The sequence below is a fragment of the Rhizobium sp. L1K21 genome (genome assembly GCF_024055895.1).
Lineage (GTDB): Bacteria > Pseudomonadota > Alphaproteobacteria > Rhizobiales > Rhizobiaceae > Ensifer_A.
This window is the reverse complement of sequence record NZ_JAMXLE010000004.1, coordinates 203,148-223,705: the sequence shown is the minus strand read 5'-3', so window position 1 is coordinate 223,705 and position 20,558 is coordinate 203,148. Positions and strand designations below refer to the sequence as shown.

Below are 20,558 nucleotides of genomic sequence, written 5' to 3'. Positions count from 1 at the left end.
TGCGACATGGCACATAGGCTGACAATCAATTCCATTACGCCAGTGGGCGGCACGGTTTTTCAATACGATCTCGAGAAGCCTGAGAATTTTTCCTTCAAACCCGGACAGGCAACAGACGTCGCCATCGACAAGGATGACTGGCGCGAGGAAACGCGGCCTTTCACCTTCACGTCCCTCCCCGACTGGGACAAACTGCAGTTCACGATCAAGAGCTATCCCGATCATGACGGGGTCACAAAGCAGCTGATGAACCTGAGCCCGGGCGATCGCCTCATCATCGATGATCCCTGGGGTACAATTCAGTTCAAGGGCAAGGGCGTGTTCATTGCAGGCGGGGCCGGTATGACGCCGTTTCTTTCAATCCTGCGCGACCTGCGCGAAAGCGGTGAACTGGCAGGCAACCGCCTGTTCTTTGCCAACAAGACCGTGACCGATATATTCTGCAAGGATGAGATCGATGGCATGAGTGGGCTTGCTGTTCACCATGTGCTCAGCGAAGAAGACCGTCCGGGCTACCTCCACGGCATCATCGACGAAGACTTCCTCAAGCAGCATGTCAGCGACTTCAACCAGAAATTCTATGTCTGCGGCCCGCCGGAAATGGTCAAGTCGGTGAAGCAGGCGCTGAAGTCACTCGGTGCCAATGCCGAAGAGGTGGTCTTCGAAGAATAGGCCAGCCTGAGGATGGGCCAACGCGCCGTTCAGATGCCCCGCTCCACGCGCTTGCGCACTTTCGAGAATTTCATACCCGGTTCGGCAAGCCGCTCGCCGGGGCCGATCCAGGCATAGGCAAGCAGGCAGGGATCAAACTCGCCGGTGGTGATGCGATGCTCTTCACCCGGCCTGTTGAGAATGAGCGAGCCCGGCGCATAGACCGCCTGTTCATTTTCCGACCAGGCACCTGAAACGGAAATATAGCTTTCCTCAATGTCCTGGTGGCTGTGCTGGGGATAGACGGTGTTCGGTGCAAAAAGCACAAAACCCAGCGTCAAGCGCTCGGATTTGACCGGACCGCCGGGGCCTAAAATATCACAAAAGGCATATTTGCGCGCCAAAGCTTTTGGCACGGATTTATAGCCGTACTGCCAGGTCAATTGCGGGCTCAGGCGTTCGAGTGCGCGGCTGATACCGTAAAGCCCATTGCGGGCGGCAAGATCAAAAGCCCGGCCAAGATGCGCCGTCACCGGCTTTTGTTCGGGCTCTGAAAAAACAATCTCCGGATTGGCGTCGATGACGGCGGACAGCGTATCGCGAACGCGTTTGCGATGGGTGCGGATGGCTTTTGAGCCGCCCGCCGATCCGTGGCGGTAGAGAAGCTCGAACTCATGCAGAAGATAACGCCAATCGGGACGATCAGTCAGCCGCAGCGGCACCATATCAGCCTCGTCATGATGCTCCGCCATTCCCCTTCGGCCCCCATCCCTTCACTGCCAAAACCGGATCAAAGGATGCGGCAAAGGCAAACGCTGTCAAGCGCATAATCCGGCCACCGCATCATTGACCATGACGGGCAGCAATCGTAGGTTCGGCGCTCTTTGATTGGAGAGTGATGCATGTTTCAGGTCTTTTCCGGCATTTGGGCGCTGCTGCTCGGTATCGTGCTCATCATGCTGGGCAATGGCATGCAGTCCACGCTGATCGGCCTGCGCGGCAACCTGGAAGGCTTCTCCGCAACAGCCCTTTCCATCGTCACCTCCGGCTATTTCATTGGCTTCCTTTCCGGCGCACGCTACACGCCCGTTCTCTTGCGCCGTGTTGGCCATGTGCGGGTGTTTGCGGCGCTCGGCAGTTTCATGTCTGCGGGCGTGATTGCGCTTCCCGTGCTGCCCGACCCCTGGGCCTGGATGGTGCTGCGCCTGCTGATCGGCTTTTGCATGTCGGGCATTTATGTGACCGCCGAAAGCTGGCTGAACGATGCAGCGACGAACGAGACACGCGGCAAGGTTCTCTCCGCCTATATGATTGCCCAGACGCTTGGTCTCATTGGCGCGCAGGGGCTTTTGACGCTCGGCGACACGCAGACATCCGTGCTCTTCATCGGTGCTTCGATCCTCGTATCGGTTTCCTTTGCGCCGATCCTCTTGACAGTCAGCCCCGCACCGAAGACGGAACTCACCCGCCCTATGCCGCTGCGCGAACTCTTTACCGGATCGCCGCTCGGCACGGTCGGCGTCTTTCTTCTCGGCACCGTATACGCGACGCAATCGGGGATGGGACCGGTTTTCGGCGCGATGATCGGCATGACCACGGCTGGCATTGCGCTTTTCGTCGCCATGCTCTTTGCCGGCGCGCTTTTCCTGCAATATCCGATCGGCTGGCTCTCCGACCGCATGGATCGCCGCCAGGTGATTTTCGGCCTTTCGGCGATTGCAACGGCTGCCTGCATCTTCGGCTGGTTTACCGGCGAAAATTTCTGGCCGATGATGATTGCAGCCTTTATCTCCGGCGGCATGACCACGCCGCTCTACGCGCTCCTGCTGGCCTATACGAACGACTATCTTTCGCCCGAAGACATGCCGGCAGCCTCTGGCGGGCTGGTTTTCACCTTCGGTCTCGGCGCTATTCTCGGACCGCTGATCACCGGCTGGACGATGCAGCAGGCAGGTCCCTTCACCTTCTGGCTGGTCTTGACCGTCACCTTCGCGGCCATTGCCCTTTACGCGCTCTACCGCATGACCCAGCGCGCCGCGATCCCCGCCAGCGAAACCGAAAGCTATATCGGCGTCATCCCGACCGCCACGCCGGTCGCCGTGGAAGCGGCCAGCGCCTGGGCGGTGGAAAATGCCGAATCCGAACGCAGTGAAGAAAGTGACGAGGAAGAGACGCCAACCCCGGCGTGATGGCTTCCCTCTCCTTGGCCGCCGAGAGAAGGTCAGGGCGAGGGGCATTCTCGGATTTTTCAGCACATGCATGTTTTTTCGAGGCCTTTTGGCTTGCATACGCTTTTAACTATCTGATCCCTTCCGAACGCTTCGTTCCGCGCTGCCCCTCATCCGTCCCTTTTGGCCATCGCTCGTCTCCCTCGTCATGCTCCGGCTTGACCCACCACTGTCCGCAAGCTTGTGTTTGGATCCTCGGCTCAAGGCCGAGGATGACGGTGTGTGTGGTTGGCGCGGTGTCAAACAACGTTCTTCCTTCCTCCTGCACCTTAATCCCGGCAAGCAGATCGCTTCCGGGTTTCGCATCATTCTCTGCCGGGACTCGCTGATCTTTCTCGGCGTTGCCGTAAAAGGCGTCCCGGATGGGTGCCCTCCTGACAGGGAAGGCGGATGGGGCGTTTTGTGCGCCACATTGTTGTTAGTTTATGATGCGCACAAAGCGCCCCGCCTTCAGTCGTTTTTGAATTGCAAACTTGGTGATCAACGCCCGGTTCTCCTTCTCCTCCGTAGAGGTATCCAGATAAAGGCACAAACCGTGTCTTAGCTTATGCAGGCCAAGCCTGCACGTCGGAGGGGGCTGCCTTACCCTTGTCTCCGCCGGGTCACCGCTTCTTGCAAAACCCCGGTGCGAACATTCCCGTTTGAATGTCCAATGGCCTCTTCGGCAAGAGCCCATATCCGAGGCCTGCGTCTGCCCCCGAACCCGGAACCGACCCCGCTCGCCACAGCGCCCTGTGGTGTATCCGTGCGGGATGGGGGTATTATGAGCATGCGTGGAGAGGGCGGGGATGAAATGGCCTAAAATTTTTATCCGTCATCCTCGGCGTTGACCCGAGGATTCCTGCGTAATCAATGGCTTGTGTGTGGATGGTCGGCTCAAGGCCGACCATGACGGTGGTTTTTTTATCCCCGTTTTCGGGGTGCCGAGCGCGCTGCCCCTTGTCTTCTCCCCTTGGGGAGAAGGTGGCCCGAAGGGTCGGATGAGGCGTTCTCAGGCCCGTTCAGTGGGAACCCCTCATTGTCACGCTGCGCATGACATTTCTCCCCAGGGGGAGAAAGCCGGGTCGTGCTTGCGGCAGCCTCAATGGTGAGCCCTCACCCTGAGGAGGCCGAAGGCCGTCTCGAAGGGCGGGGGCGGGTTGTTGGATGATCGGGGCCAGCCTGACCCTTCGAGGGTCGCTACGCTCCCACCATGAGGCATGAGGCTGGACGGAGCTTACGCTTTGACCGCCGTCATGCCAGACTTGGATACTGGCATCCAGCCACCGCGCGTCTGCGCGGTGAAAGGACCCTGTTCGTTGGCGTGGAAAAGAGTTTCCCGCGCGAAGGACTTCGCGCTGCTGGATCCCTGATCAAGTCCGGGATGACGGAGGAGAGTTGGTGCCGCCCCCCTATCCTCTCCCCTTGTGGGAGAGGATAGCAAGCCCCAAGAGCGCAGCGATTGGTCGGCGCGCTTGGTGAGGGGTAATCCTTCGATGTATACTTTACCCCTCACCAAGTGCGTCCAGCGTTCAGCGATTGCTTCACGCGGACTTACTATCCTCTCCCACAGGGGGAGAGGTGGGAGCCTGGCGCGGTCGTGCCGGATGTCTCCGATCGAACAAGCGGAAAGGTTTGCCTTTGGCAAGCGCAAACCAAAAATGTTCGGATGAGGGGTCCTCGGGACCGTGCAGTGGAAACCCCTCATTGTCACGCTGCGCATGACATTTCTCCCCGAGAGGAGAAAGCCAGGTCGCGCTTGCGGCGGCGTCAGCGATCAGACGAAGAATTGGCCGCCGTTGGCTGACAGGGTCGAGCCGGTGATGAAACCGGCGTCGTCGGAGGCGAGGAAGACAACGCAACGGGCGATTTCCTCCGGTTCGCCGAGGCGGCCGACCGGGATTTGCGGAATGATACGTTCATTCAGCACCTTTTCCGGAATCGCGCGCACCATTTCCGTGCCGATATAACCAGGGCAGATGGCATTGACTGTGATGCCCTTCATCGCGCCTTCCTGGGCGAGCGCCTTGGTGAAACCAAGGTCACCGGCCTTGGCGGCGGAATAGTTTGCCTGACCGGCCTGGCCCTTCTGGCCGTTGATGGAGGAGATATTAATGACACGACCAAAGGAGCGATCCCGCATGCCGGACCAGACCGGATGGGTCATGTTGAAAAGACCTGTCAGATTGGTGTTGATGACCGCATTCCACTGATCCGGCGTCATCTTGTGGAACATGCCATCACGGGTGATACCGGCATTGTTGACCAGCACCTCCACCGGACCAAGATCGGCTTCCACTTTCGCGATGCCTTCCACGCAGGACTCATAGCTCGAGACATCCCACTTATAAGTCGGAATGCCGGTTTCATCGGTGAATTTGGCGGCCGCTTCATCATTGCCTGCATAGTTTGCAGCAACCTTATAGCCGGCGTTCTTCAGTGCGATGGAAATCGCTGCACCAATGCCGCGCGATCCGCCCGTGACGAGTGCTACTCTGCTCATCTTATCCTCCCAGTCTTTTTAAGAAGTGTTCCCTTGGAGTGCGGCTCTTCTGCGGAGCCGCATTTCCATGTCTCTGAGGTTCTTATTGCATGCTCTCAACGCACATGGCGACGCCCATGCCACCGCCGATGCAAAGGGTTGCGAGGCCCTTTTTCTTGCCCGTGCGCATCATTTCGAACAGCAGCGTATTGAGTACGCGTGCGCCCGATGCCCCGATCGGGTGACCAATGGCGATGGCCCCGCCGTTGACATTGACGATGGACGGATCCCAGCCGAGGTCCTTGTTGACGGCGCAGGCCTGCGCCGCAAAAGCCTCGTTGGCTTCCACCAGATCCAGATCGTTGATTGACCAGCCGGCTTTTTCCAGCGCCTTGCGGGAGGCCGGGATCGGGCCTGTGCCCATGATCTGCGGGTCGACACCGGCAGTTGCCCAGGACGCAATGCGCACCATGGGCTTGATACCGCGCTTGGCCGCTTCCTCTTCGGTCATCAAAAGGGTTGCGGCAGCACCATCGTTGATGCCGGAAGCATTGCCCGCCGTTACCGTGCCCTCCTTGTCGAAGGCGGGGCGAAGCTTGGCCATCGCATCCAGCGTCGCACCGGCGCGGATATATTCATCCTGATCCACCACGATGTCGCCCTTGCGGGTGCTGATGGTGAAGGGAACGATCTCGTCCTTGAACTTGCCGGCCTTCTGGGCAGCTTCAGCCTTGTTTTGCGAGGAAACGGCGAAGGCGTCCTGATCATCGCGCGAAAGCTGCCACTGCTTGGCAACATTCTCCGCCGTGTTGCCCATATGGTAGCCGTAAAAGGCGTCGGTGAGGCCATCACGGATCATGGTGTCGATCATCTTCAAATCGCCCATCTTGACGCCGGAGCGCAGATGCGCGCAATGCGGCGCCATGGACATGGACTCCATGCCACCGGCAACGATGATGGAGGCATCGCCCGTTGCAATCTGCTGCATGCCGAGCGCCACGGCGCGCAGGCCCGAACCACAGAGCTGATTGAGCCCCCAGGCCGTCGCTTCCTTCGGAATGCCGGCATTGATGGCGGCTTGGCGTGCCGGGTTCTGGCCCTGGCCCGCAGACAGAACCTGACCCATGATGACCTCGTTGACCTCTGCCGCATCCACACCGGCGCGCTCCAGCACGGCCTTGATGGTTGCGGTTCCCAGATCATGGGCGGGCGTGTTGGCAAACGCACCATTGAACGAACCGACTGCGGTGCGTGCCGCACTTGCGATAACGATTGAAGGGCTGCTCACTGAAATTCCTCCTTGCGAAAATCCGGTTTGCGTCCCTCAAACGGGAACGCTTTGCCTTGTTTTATCCTGTTACGATTGCACTTTTCGCGCTGACATGGAAGTCCACTTTCTGGTGATGTTCCAAAAACAAACGTCCACACTTTAGCAATTGCTAATTGCTGCACCTCTTTGAAAAAGCATGCGCTGCAGCAAATTGAATCCTCTGAGTTAATCGACACTTACATAAAATCGTTGCGCATGGCCCAAAAATGCGCAAGGTTCGCCGCAGCGCACAAATCGTTTGGCATTTCAGCCATTTTGCGTTTAAGCTCGCTAAAAGCCGTGTGGCGGCGCAGCTTGGGTGAGGAAGCAAATATGGCAAAAAACGACGGTCAGATTGTTATCAAGAAATACGCCAACCGGCGCCTGTATAATACCGGCACCAGCACTTACGTGACGCTTGACGACCTGGCGGAGATGGTCAAGCGCGGCGAGGATTTTGTGGTGCAGGATGCCAAGAGCGGCGATGACATTACACATTCGGTGCTCACGCAAATCATCTTCGAGCAGGAATCCAAGACCGGCAACACGCTTCTGCCGATCTCCTTCCTGCGCCAGTTGATTTCCTATTATGGCGACCAAATGCAGATGGTGGTGCCGAGTTATCTGGAGCATTCAATGAAAGCTTTCGCCGAGCAGCAATCGCAGATGCAGGAGCAGATGACGAAAGCCTTTGGCGAGACCCCGCTGGGCAAGAATTTCCAGCTGCCCATGCAGATGGTGGAGGAACAGGTGCGCCGAAACACCGAGCTTTTCCAGAATGCCATGAAAATGTTTTCGCCCTTTTCCACCCCGGCTGCCGCCGAGGAAAAGAAGAAAACGGAATCCAGCGACATCGAAGAGCTGAAAGAGCAACTGCGCTCGCTTCAGGTGAAGCTCGACAGCCTCTGAGCGGCGGCAACAACGATAGAATTCTTCAAGCCCGCTTCGTTTCGAGGCGGGCTTTTTCGCGGCATCAAAGGCCGATGGAAACGTCGCGTGAGGCGGAACGGATGGAAACGGCAAAGCCTGCAATCACATCGATAAAGGCGATGGTCATGAGGATGAAGAACACCTGGGTTGCCGCATTCTTCACCATCAGGAATTCGATCAGGAAGGCCACAAAGACCAGCATCGACAACAGATGATCGACAACGGAAAAGGTGCTGGTGCGGGTTGCCTTCATGATCTCCACAAAGAGGATGACAAGGCTGGCAACGATCAGGAGATCGCCGCCGCTCATGGTCCAGTCGGCCCCGGACATCATGTTCAGCGACAGCAAATTGGCCGAAAAGGTGGCCATGCCGCCGAACACGCCGAGCATGATCAGATTATAGGCCAGAAGGGGCAGAAGCATCAGCGGCACGATTGCGATCATGGTGTCCTCTCAAGACGGGTGCGGTTTGCAGTCAGCTCTATAGAAAACAAAAAGGCTGGTCCAAGACCAGCCTTTTTAAAGATTTCCGCCTGATGGCAGCGCCGAATTATGCGCTTTCCTTCGGGGTCAGAACCTGACGGCCACGGTACATGCCGGTCTTCAGGTCGATATGGTGCGGACGGCGCAGTTCGCCGGAGTTCTTGTCCTCAACATAGGTAGAGGCCTTGAGCGCATCTGCGGAACGACGCATACCGCGCTTGGAAGGGGTCGTTTTTCTTTTCGGTACAGCCATTTTACTTAACTCCTTGCCAGGCAATAAAACGTTGCTGGCCGAATGATAGGCCGGTGTCAACTTGCCGGTTTGTTCGAAATTTGGCGGGCTTATACCTTGCGAGACCGGTTTTGACCAGTCCCCGCCCGCAATTTTTTGCAATTCCCGCGTCAGCTATCAGATTTCGTCTTCGGGAACAACCCAAGGCTCCTTCAAAGCCTCCGTCTCCCACGCTTTCCAGGCAAAATGCGATTTCATGTTTTCCATATAGATTTCCGCCTCGGGCGACGGCGTAAGACCGTAGATGTCAAACCGGTTGACGACCGGCGCATACATGGCGTCTGCCGCTGAAAAATCGCCGAACAGGAACGGCCCGCCATGGGCAGCGATCTGCGATGTCCAAATGTGGTTGATACGGGCAATATCGGCCTTTGTCGCATCATCGACTTTCAGCTCAATGGGCTGCTGGCGGAAGTTCATCGGGCAATGGCTGCGCAGCGCCGAAAAGCTGGAGGCCATTTCCGCAGAGACCGCCCGCGCCAAGGCACGCTTTTCCATGCCGCCCGGCCAGATGCTGTGATCGGGATAAAGCTCGGCGACATATTCGATGATGGCAAGCGACTCCCAGACCTTCACTTTGCCGTTTTGCAGAAGCGGCACCTTGCCGCTTTCCGAGACCGCCTTGATATCGGGATTGCCGGCTGGAAAGTCGAAACGGATCAACGCTTCCTCAAAGGGGATGCCCGCCGCCGTCATGGCGAGCCAGGGGCGAAACGACCAGGAGGAATAGTTCTTGTTGCCGATATAGAGTTTGAGCGGTGCCATCGCGAAAATGCCTTCCATGCTTGTGGAGAGAGACCATAGGAAGCCGCTATCGATCTATCAAATGAATAGGTGTGATCTTATTCATAAAGACATTTGATGTAACTGCCGGATTGCCGCGCAAGACGCTTCACACGTGCCGCCAGCGACTGCATGCGCCCTGACGGCTTATTGGCAATCCGCTCATAGGGATTGGGCAAGGACACGGCGAGATAGGCCGCCTGACTGGCCGAGAGTTTCGAAGCCGGCACATTGAAATAGTGTTGTGCGGCGGCTTCAATGCCATAGATGCCATCGCCCCATTCGGCGATATTGAGATAGATCTCCATCATCCGGCGCTTGGACCAGATGAAATCGGCGGTGACGGCGAGCGGCAGTTCCAGCGCCTTGCGCACGACCGAACGGATATTGAAGAGATAGAGGTTTTTCACCGTCTGCATGGGGATGGTGCTGGCGCCGCGCGTGGCGTCACCATTGAGCGCATCCTCCACGACGGTTTTCAGCTCGCCGACATCGACGCCGTAATGGCTGCAGAACTGCCCGTCTTCCGACATCATCACCGACTGCACCAGAACGGGCGCGATATCGTCAAAACCGACCCAGCGGCGCTCATAGCCCTGAAAGGTCGCAAGATCGAGGATCATGAGCGTGGAGACGGGGTGGATGAACGGAATGGCGTAGAGAACAACGAGAGCATAGGGCAGGATCAGCAGGAAGATCAGCCATTTGATCGCCAGCCGCAGCCAGGACGCCCACGACGCTGTCTTTTCTCGTCTGCCTGTCTCCTCTTCCACGCGCAATCCCTTGATCTTTGCCCTTCGTCTGACGCTTTCTTAGCCGCTTGAACCGCAGATGGCCAGTATCGCCGTTGCTTTGATGAAACGACCCCGTTGCAAGCGCCCGTTTGAAGTGCCAAAGAGCAGATATGAACCTTTTGAGCCAAACCTTTGCAGACAGGCTTGCCGCGCGCGCCAGCGCCGTGGAAGCCATGCTCAATGCCATATTGACTGAGACGCCGCTGGAAGGCGAGACGGCGCGCCCCGCTCACCTGCTTTCGGCCATGCGCCACGGTGTATTGAATGGGGGAAAGCGCTTCCGGCCCTTTCTGGTTCTCGAAAGTGCGGCCCTCTTCGGCTTTGATGGCAATGCGGCCATGCGTGTCGCCGCGGCGCTGGAATGTCTGCATTGTTATTCGCTGGTTCACGATGATCTGCCTGCGATGGACGATGATGATCTGCGGCGCGGTCGGCCAACGGTGCATGTGGCCTATGACGATGCAACGGCAATCCTTGCAGGTGACGCGCTCCTGACGCTGGCATTTGACCTGATTGCCGACCCGCAAACCGACCTCCCGGCGGACCGACGGGCCGATCTCGTGCTGCTGCTGGCCCGCGCCGCGGGCATTGGCGGCATGGTGGGCGGGCAGGTGCTGGATATTGCTGCTGAAACGAAGACGCCCGATGAAGCGGGTATTATCACATTGCAGGCTATGAAAACCGGGGCACTGCTGCGCTTTGCCTGTGAGGCGGGCGCAGTCATTGCGGGTGCCGGGACGGACGACCGTACACGCCTTCGCCAATATGGCGAGAAAATCGGCCTTGCCTTCCAGCTTGCCGACGATCTCCTCGACCTGACGGCTGATACAGCCACACTCGGCAAGGCGGCCGGCAAGGATGCCGGGCGCGGCAAGGGAACTCTGCCCGCGCTGCACGGCGAAGCCTGGACGCGTAAACGGCTCGGAGAACTCGTGAGCGAGGCTGAATCCCTTTTGGAGCCATTCGGCGAACGGGCCGCCATCCTCAAAGAAGCCGCCCGTTTCGTAGCCAACAGAGACAAATAGTCATGAGCAAATTCTGGTCTGACATCGTTGCTGACCTACACCCCTATGTCGCGGGCGAACAACCGCGCATTGCCAATCTCACCAAGCTGAACACAAACGAAAACCCTTACGGCCCCTCGCCAAAGGCGCTGGAAGCCATCAAGACGGCAGCCGACGAGCGCTTGCGACTTTACCCCGACCCGGTTGCGCTGGAGCTGCGCGAGGCCATTGCCGCACGTTATGGTGTGACAGCCGATGAGGTCTTTGTCGGCAACGGGTCGGACGAGGTTCTGGCGCACACGTTTGCCGCCCTGTTGAAGCATGAAAAACCGCTCCTTTATCCCGATATCAGCTACAGCTTCTACCCGGTCTATTGCCAGCTATATGATATTGCCGCCGAAACGGTGCCGCTGGATGCAGACTTTGCCATCCGCCCCGCTGACTATGACCGCGATTGCGGCGCAATCATTTTGCCCAACCCGAACGCGCCGACGGGACGCGCACTGACCCTCGATGAAATCCGCGAACTGCTCAACGCCCATCGCGATATTCCGGTGGTGATCGACGAAGCTTACGTTGATTTTGGTGCCGAAAGTGCCGTTACGCTGGTCAAGGATTACGATAATCTGCTTGTCGTGCAGACCTTTTCAAAGTCCCGCTCGCTGGCAGGCATGCGTGTGGGGTTTGCCATCGGTCAACGGCCACTGATCGATGCACTGGAGCGCGTAAAAGACAGCTTCAACTCCTATCCGCTCGACCGCCTTGTGCAGGTGGCCGCCAAAGCCTCCATTGAAGATGAGGCCTGGTTTGAGGAATGCCGCGCAAAAGTGATCACAACGCGCGACTGGCTGACGGATGCACTGGAAGCACTCGGCTTTGACGTTCTGCCTTCAAAGGCCAATTTCGTTTTTGCCAAGCATGAGACGGTAGGTGGTGGCGAACTTTATGCGGGCTTGCGCGAACGCGCGGTTCTGGTGCGCCATTTCAACAAGCCCCGCATTGCCGACTATCTGCGCATGACCATTGGCACGCAGGGCGAATGCGAAAAGCTGGTTGCCGCACTGAAAGAGATTTTGACCTGACGCAACCAACCGTTCATTGGGACCGATATGATGATTGATATTCCAGATGGCGCAGTCATCCACACGGTTTTGTTTTCGTTTTACGATGATGTGGACGAATGCGCCCGCCAGAGCGCCGTGGAAATGCTTCGTTCGGCCGGTCACACATACGCAGCTGGTGACGATGGATTGTTGTACTGGCGTGTGAACGAAAATCTCGATCTGCGTAAGAACTGGCATCTGGTCGAGATTGGCATTTTCGCCGACCATGAAAGCCTGAGGCGCTTTGTAAAGAGCGAAATTCACCAGGCAGTCGCTGAGCGATTTCGAACGATTTCAAATTGGGCCGTTGGGGATCTGATGAGCTGAACCATGCAGTGGCAAACGCGCAGAACGCGTTTATAGGCGATAACCCCAGGCTGACCTGCCACGGGATGTGAAAAACGGGCCATTTCGGCCCGTTTTCTTTTGTCTCTGTTTCACGTTTCGAAGACGACCAGCAGATCCTTGGCGTCGATCTGGTCGCCGGTCTTGACGAGAACCTCCGCGATCTTGCCATCGCGTTCGGCATGCAGGGCCGTTTCCATTTTCATGGCTTCGATGGAAACCAGAACGTCGCCGGCCTTGACCTCCTGACCGGCGGCAACCGCCACGGTGGAGATGACGCCCGGCATGGGAGCACCCACCTGAGCGGCATTGCCGGCTTCAACCTTGCGTCGCACAGCCGATCCGCCTGTTCGGTTGCGATCCGGCACCTTGACGCGCCGCGGCTGGCCGTTCAGCTCGAAGAACACGGTGACCATGCCCTTTTCATCCGTTGCGCCAATGGCCTGATTGAGAACGACCAGCGTCTTGCCGCGCTCGATCTCGACGAAAAGCTCATCGCCCACCGGCAGGCCGTAGAAATAGGCAGGGGTCGGCAGCGTGGAAACCGGGCCGTACATTTCAGCAGCCAGTGCATAGTCGGTGAAGACCTTCGGATACATGAGGTAGGAGGCAAACTCGTATTCCGAGACTTCGCGCTCAAGCTTGGTTTCGATATCCTTGCGCTCGGCATCGAGATCGGCATCTTCGAGCAGCGAGCCTGGGCGAACCGTATAGGGCTTTTCGCCCTTCAGCGCCTTTTTCTGCAGACCTTCAGGCCAGCCGCCGGGGGGCTGACCAAGATCGCCCTTGAGCATGGACACCACTGAATCGGGGAAGGACAGATCCTTTGCCGGGTTCTCGACATCGGCCACCGTCATATCCTGGCTCACCATCATCAGCGCCATATCGCCGACAACCTTGGAGGATGGTGTCACCTTCACAATATCGCCGAACATGCGGTTGGCGTCTGCATAGGCCTGAGCAACCTGGTGCCAGCGGGTTTCCAGCCCCAGAGAACGCGCCTGTTCCTTCAGGTTGGTGAACTGGCCACCCGGCATTTCATGCAAGTAAACCTCGGACGCCGGACCCTTGAGGTCGCTTTCGAAGGCGGCATACTGGTTGCGCACCGCTTCCCAATAGAAGGAGATGCGGCGGATCCATTCCGGGTTGAGGCCCGGATCACGGTCGCTTCCGGTCAGCGCTTCGACGATGGAACCGAGGCACGGCTGCGAGGTATTGCCCGAAAGCGCATCCATGGCCGCATCAACAGCGTCCACACCGGCTTCGACAGCCGCCAGAACGGTGGCAGCCGCAATACCGGACGTGTCATGCGTGTGGAAGTGGATCGGCAGGCTGGTGGCTTCACGCAGCGCCTTGAACAGGATCTTGGCAGCAGCTGGTTTCAAAAGACCCGCCATATCCTTGACCGCAATGATATGGGCGCCTGCACGCTCCAGCTCCTGAGCCAGGTCGACATAATATTTCAGGTCGTATTTCGGCCGGGCGCTGTTCAGGATATCGCCGGTATAGCAGATGGCCGCTTCACAGAGCTTGTCTTCTTCGGCCACCGCATCCATCGACACCCGCATGTTTTCCACCCAGTTCAGGCAGTCGAATACGCGGAAGAGGTCAATACCGCCGCTGGCAGCCTGGCGGACGAAATGTTTCACCACATTGTCGGGATAATTCTTGTAGCCAACGCCGTTCGCACCGCGCAGCAGCATCTGCAGAAGCAGGTTCGGCGCGCCTTCGCGGACCAGCGCCAGACGCTCCCACGGATCCTCGGTGAGGAAGCGCATGGACACGTCAAATGTCGCGCCACCCCAGCATTCCAGCGAAAACAGGTTCGGCAGGGCGCGAGCATAAGCGCCGGCAATGCGGGCAATGTCATAAGTGCGCATGCGGGTGGCCAACAGCGACTGGTGGCCGTCACGCATGGTCGTATCTGTCAGAAGAATGCGCTTTTCATTGCGCATCCATTCGGCAAATTTCACTGGTCCGAGTTCGTCGAGCTTCTGCTTGGTGCCATCGGGAATATCACCATTGATATAGGGAAGAACGGGTGCCGCCGCATCTTCCGGGGGCCTGGTGCGGCCCTTGGCTTCGGGATGGCCGTTCACGGTAACATCGGCAAGATAGGTCAGAAGCTTGGTGGCGCGGTCCTGGCGTTTCACCTGCTCGAAGAGTTCTGGCGTATTGTCGATAAACCGGGTCGTATAGGTGTTGTCGCGGAATTTCGGGTGGCTGATGATGGCTTCAAGAAAGGTCAGGTTGGTCGCCACGCCGCGGATGCGGAATTCGCGCAGCGCACGGTCCATGCGGTCGATCGCCTCCTGCGCAGTCGGTGCCCAGGCCGTGACCTTCTCAAGCAGCGGATCATAAAAGCGCGTGATCACAGCACCTGAATAAGCCGTGCCGCCATCCAGACGGATACCGAAACCGGTGGCGCCGCGATAGGCGGTGATGCGGCCATAATCGGGAATGAAGTTCTGCTCGGGATCTTCCGTGGTGATACGGCATTGCAGGGCGTTGCCGTTCAGGCGGATTTCTTCCTGCGGAGGAACGCCGGATTCCGGCGTGCCAATGGCAAAACCATCAAGAATATGGATCTGCGCTTTCACGATATCGATGCCGGTGACCTCTTCGGTGACCGTATGCTCCACCTGAATACGCGGATTGACCTCGATGAAGTAGAACTTGCCGGTATCGGCATCCATCAGATATTCGACGGTGCCTGCACCGATATAGCTGGTTGCTTCAGCAATTTTCAGCGAGTATGCGGCCAGTTCCTGCCGCTGATCTTCCGACAAATAGGGTGCCGGTGCGCGCTCGACGACCTTCTGGTTGCGGCGCTGGATGGAACAGTCGCGCTCGAAAAGGTGAACGGCATTGCCGTGCGTGTCGCCCAAAATCTGGCTTTCCACGTGACGTGCCCGCTCAACGAGCTTTTCCAGATAAACCTCGTCCTTGCCGAAGGCAGCCCGCGCCTCGCGCTTGGCCTCTGTAACCTCGCGCTCAAGGTCTTCTGCCTTGCGGATGGCGCGCATGCCGCGCCCGCCGCCGCCCCAGGAGGCCTTGAGCATGACAGGATAGCCGATCTCATCGGCCATGCGGCGCACTTCGTTCATGTCATCCGGCAGCGGGTCGGTGGCCGGAACGACCGGGACCCCGATGGAAATCGCCAGATTGCGGGCGGCCACCTTGTTGCCGAGCGAGCGCATGGTTTCCGGCTTCGGACCGATGAAAATGATGCCGGCCTTTTCGCAGGCCTCGGCAAATTCCGGGCTTTCCGAAAGCAGGCCATAGCCCGGATGGATGGCGTCGGCACCTGAAAGTTTGGCAACGCGCAGCACCTCGTCAATCGAAAGATAGCTTTCGATCGGCCCCAGATCACGATCAAGATGCGGGCCGCGCCCGACCTGATAGGATTCATCCGCCTTGAAGCGATGGAGCGCGAGTTTATCCTCTTCCGCCCAGATCGCTACAGTCTTGATACCAAGTTCATTTGCGGCACGGAAAACGCGGATAGCAATTTCGGAACGGTTTGCAACGAGAATTTTGCTGATGGGCAAGGCGGGCTCTCCATATTTTTGCAACAGACGATGCTGCAATGCGAAGAAGTTTTAGACTGCCTCCTGCATAAGTTCAAGAATAGGGACAGAATTCTTGGCGCACGCAGGCCCTTGCCGAGAGTGACAAACCAAAGCCCCACATCATCGCATGCAAGCGCGCTGCCATGCCGGCTTGCATGCGCATCCGCTCATACGATCAAGCCTCTGCGAAAAGCGAGCGCCACAGTGTGCTGACGATTTCGCGCGCCATGTTTTTCCTGCAGGCTATTCACATGCCAGTCGACCGTGTTGGGAGAGATTTTCAAAAGCTCGCCAATTTCCTGTGAGGTGAGGCCGTCGGCCAGAAAATTCAGGATCTCCAGTTCGCGCACGGTCGCCTCGACCGCGCCGGTATCGAGCTGACCGGCCTGCCCTTCAACCGCCTCCATTTTCTGCAGCTCAAGCAGTGAAACCTTGGCAACCTGCTCGAACAGGCTCAGCTCCAGCGGGGAAAGCTCCAGTTCGTCACCCACAAGAACCAGCCCCCCGATCAGGCCGCGCGGGCTGTGGACCGGGAAACTGTAGCCGTGGGAAAGCCCATGCGCCTTGGCATCCTGCAACATCCTGCGCATCTTGCCGTTTTTGGTACTCTTATCGAAATACTGGATGGCCGTTTCCCATGTAAAACCACCTTCGGCACCGGAAAGATACCGGATCATCGGATCGACGAGAACATACCTTTTCTCAATGTAGCGCTCTGTCCAGCCATCGGGCCAGCGGCCCGCAAGGATCTGCCCAAACAGTTCGGGCCCGGGCTTGGGCTGCTTGAAAAGCCCGTAAAACGGAACTCTATACTGGGCGAGAAGATGTTCGAGGTCTGCAATCAGATACCGTGGCTTGGCGTGTTCCCTGGCCATAACCAGGAACTGCACAATCTCATTCACACTCATCTTACGCCCCAAAAAATGCAGAAACTGCAAAGTCATTCGGATCGAAAATCCAAATAGCCCAATAGTTTAAGGAAGCAGTAACCCTAAACAGTCTCTTGTCGTCAAGGTTGTTTCAACCTGAAATTTCAATCTTCCAGTTTTATTACTTACCCACGCTGGGGATTTCTGCTGTTTCGCCCGGCCGCAGCGCTCTGAAACGCGCAGGCTCAATTGCGGCTTCCATCAGCGCCTCGCACAAATGATCGACCGGATGATGGATCGCCTCGTTGGTGAGCTGGAAAGTGCCCCAATGATGACCAACGGCATACTCCGCGCCGCAGAGCTTGAACCCGCCAACGGCCTCCTGCGGGTTCTGGTGCTGGCCCTTCATGAACCAGCGCGGCTCATAAGCGCCGATGGGGAGGATCGCGAGGCGGATTTTCCCGTGTTTTTCCGCAATAGCGCGGTAGTGGCTGCCATCATGAAAGCCGGTGTCGCCGATGTGATAAATCTTTCCCGCTGGCGTATCGAACACAAAAGCCGCCCACAGAGCCATGCGCCTGTCGCCGGTGCCGCGCGCCGACCAATGATAGGACATTTCGGCATGGATGCGCAATCCATGCGTTTCCAGCGCATCGCCCCAATCCATCACGGCAAAGCGTGCTTTCGGCGCAAATTTCCGCATGATCGTGTCGTTGCCAAGCGGGGTGACAACCAGCGGATCATGCGCCTTGATGATTGTGCGCAGGCTGGCTGAATCCATGTGGTCGTAATGATTATGCGTGACGACGAGGATATCGATTTGCGGCAGATCTTCAAGCTTCACACCGGGCGGATTGACGCGCTTCGGCCCGGCAAACTGTACCGGGCTGACCCGGTTTGACCAGACGGGATCGGTCAGAATGTTCACGCCAGCGGTCTGGATCAGCAGAGAGGCATGCCCGATCATGGTGACCACCATGCGGCTTCCCTCAACGCGGGGCTCCGGCACTGTGCCATGAAACGGACTTGGATAGGACTTCGGCCACTTATGCCGCTTTTCGCGGAATTGCCATTTCAGCAAGCTGGCCAGATTACCGGGAGCCTCACCGCCGGGGACAAAGAAGCGCATGCCGTCAAAATGGTCGCTGACCGGGCCTTGATAGTAGGGATTGTCCGGTTTTTTTGCCGCCATGCTGCGCCTCACTCTGTCTTTGACTGTCTATATTTGGGCTGCTGGTGACATAATTCAACTCGGCCACGGAAAGCGGCAACCAAAAAGGGGTGGCGAAACCGCCACCCCATTTGCAAGGCGCTTTGTCCGCGCGCCTTATTTATCGACGCCGCCCCAGATGGCTTCGGCGGTCTTGACCACCAGTTCCAGTTTGCGGCGCTGATCGTCAGCGGTGATCTTGTTGCCTTCTTCGGTTGACGAGAAGCCGCATTGCGGGGCAATGCCGAGCTGATCGATATCCGCATATTTCGAGGCTTCCTCGAACTTGCGCTTCAGATCGTCGATGCTTTCCAACTCGCCTGTTTTGGTGGTGATGAAACCGGGCAAGACGCGCTTGTTGCCCTTGGGCAGCAGCCGCAACGGCTCAAGGCCACCGGCGCGGTCTGAATCATATTCCATGAAATAGATGTCGATACCGGTCTTGTTGAAGATGGCGTCAGCCGCGAGATCGTAAGCGCCTTCGGCCGCCCAGGTGGAGACAAAATTGCCGCGGCACAAATGCATGCCGATCTTCATATCCGCCGGACGATCCTTGATCGCCTCATGCATGGTCCAGGCATACCTGTCGATCAGCCAATCGGGATCGGTGCCTTCCGCCTTCTTGGCAGCGCGATGCTTGGGATCGCACAGATAAGCAAAGAAGATATCATCCATCTGCACATAGCGGCAGCCGGCATCGTAAAAGGCCTGGACCGCCTTTTTGTACGTTGCGGCAAGATCGGCAAACAGCACGTCGAGATCTTCATATTCCTTCGGATGGATGTCCTTTTTCGCCGTACGGAAGTGGCAGCAGGAGGGACCGGGAATGGAAATCTTCGGCTGTACCTTCGTGTGCTTGGCCACGAACTTGAAATGTTCGAGCATCGGATGGTCATCGGGAAAGTCGAGCTTTCCGGAGATGACAGGAAAGATCGGACGCAGCTTCACGCCATGGAACTGAACACCTTCATCGCGCTCTTCCAGATCGAAACCGGTAAGTTCGCCCATGAAATCATAATGCCAGAACGAACGGCGCTGTTCGCCGTCGGTCACGCATTTCAAGCCGACATCTTCCTGCATCTTGATGAGGTCGATAATCGCCTGATCCTCAACCGCAGTCAGCTCTTCTTTGGAAATGGACTTGTCCTCGAAGAATTTCTTGCGGGCATCGTGCACGGATTGCGGACGCAGCAAAGAGCCGACATGGTCGGCACGATAGGGCGCATTGTTCACAGACATGGGGGCCTCCATTTTTGTTATGATCTATAATCTCCTAAGGCGGTTCGGCGGTATTGTCGAGGGTGGTTTGACGCCTCTGCCAAGGTCTGTTTTATCTTAAAACCGCTTGGGGAGCTTATATCGGCAAAGGACGCAATCGGGTGCTTCTTTTCAAAGGAATCTCAAATATTGCAGGAGGTGCCGTAAGTTCAGTAATTTACTGAATGTCAGGCCAACGCCAAATCAGCAGACTTGCAACCTGATGCAGGGGAGTTTTCTGAAAGCCAGCCGCCATGACAAATCCATGCAATCCTGCGGTCCTCAACGCTGCTCTCTCTGCCGCATTCCTCAGGATTTGAGCGTCTGCTGAGATAAATATCCATTTCTCATTTGAGCGTGCTAGATAGCTGATCCATTCGATATCGCTTGAGTGGCGTCCGGATGGCAAATCCCGCAAGTCTCGAATATGCGCTGCTTTATGGCCTTCATGGCGAATGAAGCCATCAAGTGTGCTCGCGAGTTTGGGTGACGCACAATTGTCGAAGAAGACATTCACGCTGCCACTCGAGCTTCAAAATATGATTGAAATTCGACGGCATTACGGACGGCGCCCTCGCTCACATCATACGCTTTGGCCGCCGCTGCGACGCTCCCTTCGGCATGGACTGCATTTGCCAGTATCGCGGCGGGAACGTTTGATCGTGCATCAATAGGCTGCCCAAAAGAACGCTTTGGGTCAACGACGATATTCAGCTTTCTGCCGATGGGCCACCAAACCGTCGGCAGTCCATCGTCTCCGAAATCAACAGATTTTAGAACCGGCTCCAATATGCCATTAAATTCATACTGTCTTCTAAACAGGTTTAGGAGCTTTTCCTGATCTTCACCATCTTCGGTTCGTTCGATTGTTTGAAGAAATATCTCCCGTCCATCAGTACGAAATTTGTTGGTTGAGAGTGGGTGAGTTTCTCCAATTATTTCGCGGGCTGTCAAAATGGCAGACCTCACCTTGATCGCCGATACTCCAGCATTCATAAAAGCGTTAGCGACACGGGCCTCCATAAGGTCTCGGAACCCAAGATAGACTTTGTTGTCGCCCAGGGAAACTTCGCTCCTCCAGAGGGCAGGATAAGAACGGTCTCCCACTTTGTGGCCACCAAGCCAACGTGAAAGGCGCGCAGCTGGAATCTTCAAAAGCTTTCCAGCTTCCGAAGGTGTGTACAGCCCGACACCGATCAAATCATTTGTTTTCATCGCCACATTGATTCATCATCGCTGCTCGCTGTCAACGAGCTTCATCAAGCT

Annotated in this window: 19 protein-coding genes; 6 read left to right on the top strand and 13 right to left on the bottom strand. The window is 57.2% G+C overall.

Going from position 1 to position 20,558, the window contains the following annotated elements; translation table 11 throughout:
• Positions 1–6: 6 nt before the first annotated feature.
• Positions 7–672 carry an FAD-binding oxidoreductase gene (locus NHF56_RS18085; protein ID WP_252807162.1) on the top strand — a complete coding sequence of 222 codons (666 nt, stop codon included), beginning with the start codon at positions 7–9 and terminating at the stop codon, positions 670–672.
• A 29-nt stretch (positions 673–701) separates the two neighbouring features.
• Here the strand turns inward: NHF56_RS18085 and NHF56_RS18080 are convergent, their stop codons facing one another.
• A complete protein-coding gene (locus NHF56_RS18080; RefSeq protein WP_252807160.1) occupies positions 702–1,403 on the bottom strand; it encodes a dimethylsulfonioproprionate lyase family protein in 702 nt (233 codons plus the stop codon).
• A gap of 150 nt (positions 1,404–1,553) precedes the next feature.
• Between NHF56_RS18080 and NHF56_RS18075 the strand changes: the two genes are divergently transcribed.
• A complete protein-coding gene (locus tag NHF56_RS18075; RefSeq protein ID WP_252807159.1) occupies positions 1,554–2,840 on the top strand; it encodes an MFS transporter in 1,287 nt (428 codons plus the stop codon).
• 1,795 nt (positions 2,841–4,635) lie between these two features.
• Here the strand turns inward: NHF56_RS18075 and NHF56_RS18070 are convergent.
• Both NHF56_RS18070 and NHF56_RS18065 read right to left on the bottom strand, forming a co-directional pair.
• Positions 4,636–5,361, bottom strand: a complete 726-nt coding sequence (locus NHF56_RS18070) for a beta-ketoacyl-ACP reductase (RefSeq protein WP_252807157.1) — start codon at positions 5,359–5,361, stop codon at positions 4,636–4,638.
• Between the two features lie 82 nt (positions 5,362–5,443).
• On the bottom strand, positions 5,444–6,628 hold the full coding sequence (locus tag NHF56_RS18065) for an acetyl-CoA C-acyltransferase (RefSeq protein WP_252807155.1): 1,185 nt from the start codon (positions 6,626–6,628) through the stop codon (positions 5,444–5,446).
• Between the two features lie 354 nt (positions 6,629–6,982).
• On the opposite strand from NHF56_RS18065, the gene phaR reads away from it, so the two are divergent.
• Positions 6,983–7,558: a polyhydroxyalkanoate synthesis repressor PhaR gene (gene phaR / locus NHF56_RS18060; RefSeq protein WP_252807153.1), complete on the top strand. Its 576-nt coding sequence runs from the start codon at positions 6,983–6,985 to the stop codon at positions 7,556–7,558.
• Positions 7,559–7,622: 64 nt separating this feature from the next.
• Here phaR and NHF56_RS18055 read toward each other — a convergent pair whose 3' ends face one another.
• The 4 genes from NHF56_RS18055 to NHF56_RS18040 all read right to left on the bottom strand — a co-directional run bounded on the left by NHF56_RS18055 (position 7,623) and on the right by NHF56_RS18040 (position 9,917).
• Positions 7,623–8,024: a hypothetical protein gene (locus tag NHF56_RS18055; protein ID WP_252807151.1), complete on the bottom strand. Its 402-nt coding sequence runs from the start codon at positions 8,022–8,024 to the stop codon at positions 7,623–7,625.
• 106 nt (positions 8,025–8,130) lie between these two features.
• Complete coding sequence (rpmF, locus tag NHF56_RS18050) at positions 8,131–8,316, bottom strand: 50S ribosomal protein L32 (RefSeq protein ID WP_252807149.1); 186 nt, start codon at positions 8,314–8,316, stop codon at positions 8,131–8,133.
• 156 nt (positions 8,317–8,472) lie between these two features.
• On the bottom strand, positions 8,473–9,120 hold the full coding sequence (locus NHF56_RS18045) for a glutathione S-transferase family protein (RefSeq protein ID WP_252807146.1): 648 nt from the start codon (positions 9,118–9,120) through the stop codon (positions 8,473–8,475).
• A gap of 77 nt (positions 9,121–9,197) precedes the next feature.
• A complete protein-coding gene (locus tag NHF56_RS18040) occupies positions 9,198–9,917 on the bottom strand; it encodes a biosynthetic peptidoglycan transglycosylase (RefSeq protein ID WP_373456335.1) in 720 nt (239 codons plus the stop codon).
• Between the two features lie 125 nt (positions 9,918–10,042).
• Between NHF56_RS18040 and NHF56_RS18035 the strand changes: the two genes are divergently transcribed.
• From NHF56_RS18035 to NHF56_RS18025, 3 genes are read left to right on the top strand one after another with little or no spacing between them, the layout of a single operon-like run.
• Positions 10,043–10,957 carry a polyprenyl synthetase family protein gene (locus NHF56_RS18035; RefSeq protein WP_252807144.1) on the top strand — a complete coding sequence of 305 codons (915 nt, stop codon included), beginning with the start codon at positions 10,043–10,045 and terminating at the stop codon, positions 10,955–10,957.
• 2 nt (positions 10,958–10,959) lie between these two features.
• Positions 10,960–12,018: a histidinol-phosphate transaminase gene (gene hisC, locus NHF56_RS18030; protein ID WP_252807141.1), complete on the top strand. Its 1,059-nt coding sequence runs from the start codon at positions 10,960–10,962 to the stop codon at positions 12,016–12,018.
• A gap of 27 nt (positions 12,019–12,045) precedes the next feature.
• Entirely contained in the window at positions 12,046–12,366 is a 321-nt protein-coding gene (locus NHF56_RS18025; protein ID WP_252807139.1) for a Dabb family protein, read from the top strand.
• Positions 12,367–12,476: 110 nt separating this feature from the next.
• On the opposite strand, the gene pyc is transcribed toward NHF56_RS18025, so the two are convergent.
• The 6 genes from pyc to NHF56_RS17995 all read right to left on the bottom strand — a co-directional run bounded on the left by pyc (position 12,477) and on the right by NHF56_RS17995 (position 20,507).
• A complete protein-coding gene (gene pyc, locus NHF56_RS18020; RefSeq protein ID WP_252807137.1) occupies positions 12,477–15,935 on the bottom strand; it encodes a pyruvate carboxylase in 3,459 nt (1,152 codons plus the stop codon).
• Positions 15,936–16,123: 188 nt separating this feature from the next.
• The gene (locus tag NHF56_RS18015; RefSeq protein WP_252807135.1) at positions 16,124–16,864 is read right to left on the bottom strand and encodes a LuxR family transcriptional regulator; all 741 of its coding nucleotides are present in this window, start codon (positions 16,862–16,864) and stop codon (positions 16,124–16,126) included.
• Positions 16,865–17,006: 142 nt separating this feature from the next.
• Entirely contained in the window at positions 17,007–18,017 is a 1,011-nt protein-coding gene (locus NHF56_RS18010) for an MBL fold metallo-hydrolase (RefSeq protein WP_252807133.1), read from the bottom strand.
• Positions 18,018–18,152: 135 nt separating this feature from the next.
• A complete protein-coding gene (locus tag NHF56_RS18005; RefSeq protein WP_252807131.1) occupies positions 18,153–19,274 on the bottom strand; it encodes a 5-methyltetrahydropteroyltriglutamate--homocysteine S-methyltransferase in 1,122 nt (373 codons plus the stop codon).
• 196 nt (positions 19,275–19,470) lie between these two features.
• Entirely contained in the window at positions 19,471–19,809 is a 339-nt protein-coding gene (locus NHF56_RS18000; protein WP_252807129.1) for a hypothetical protein, read from the bottom strand.
• A complete protein-coding gene (locus tag NHF56_RS17995) occupies positions 19,806–20,507 on the bottom strand; it encodes a hypothetical protein (RefSeq protein ID WP_252807347.1) in 702 nt (233 codons plus the stop codon). The genes NHF56_RS18000 and NHF56_RS17995 overlap by 4 nt, the downstream gene beginning before the upstream one ends.
• Between the last annotated feature and the right edge of the window lie 51 nt (positions 20,508–20,558).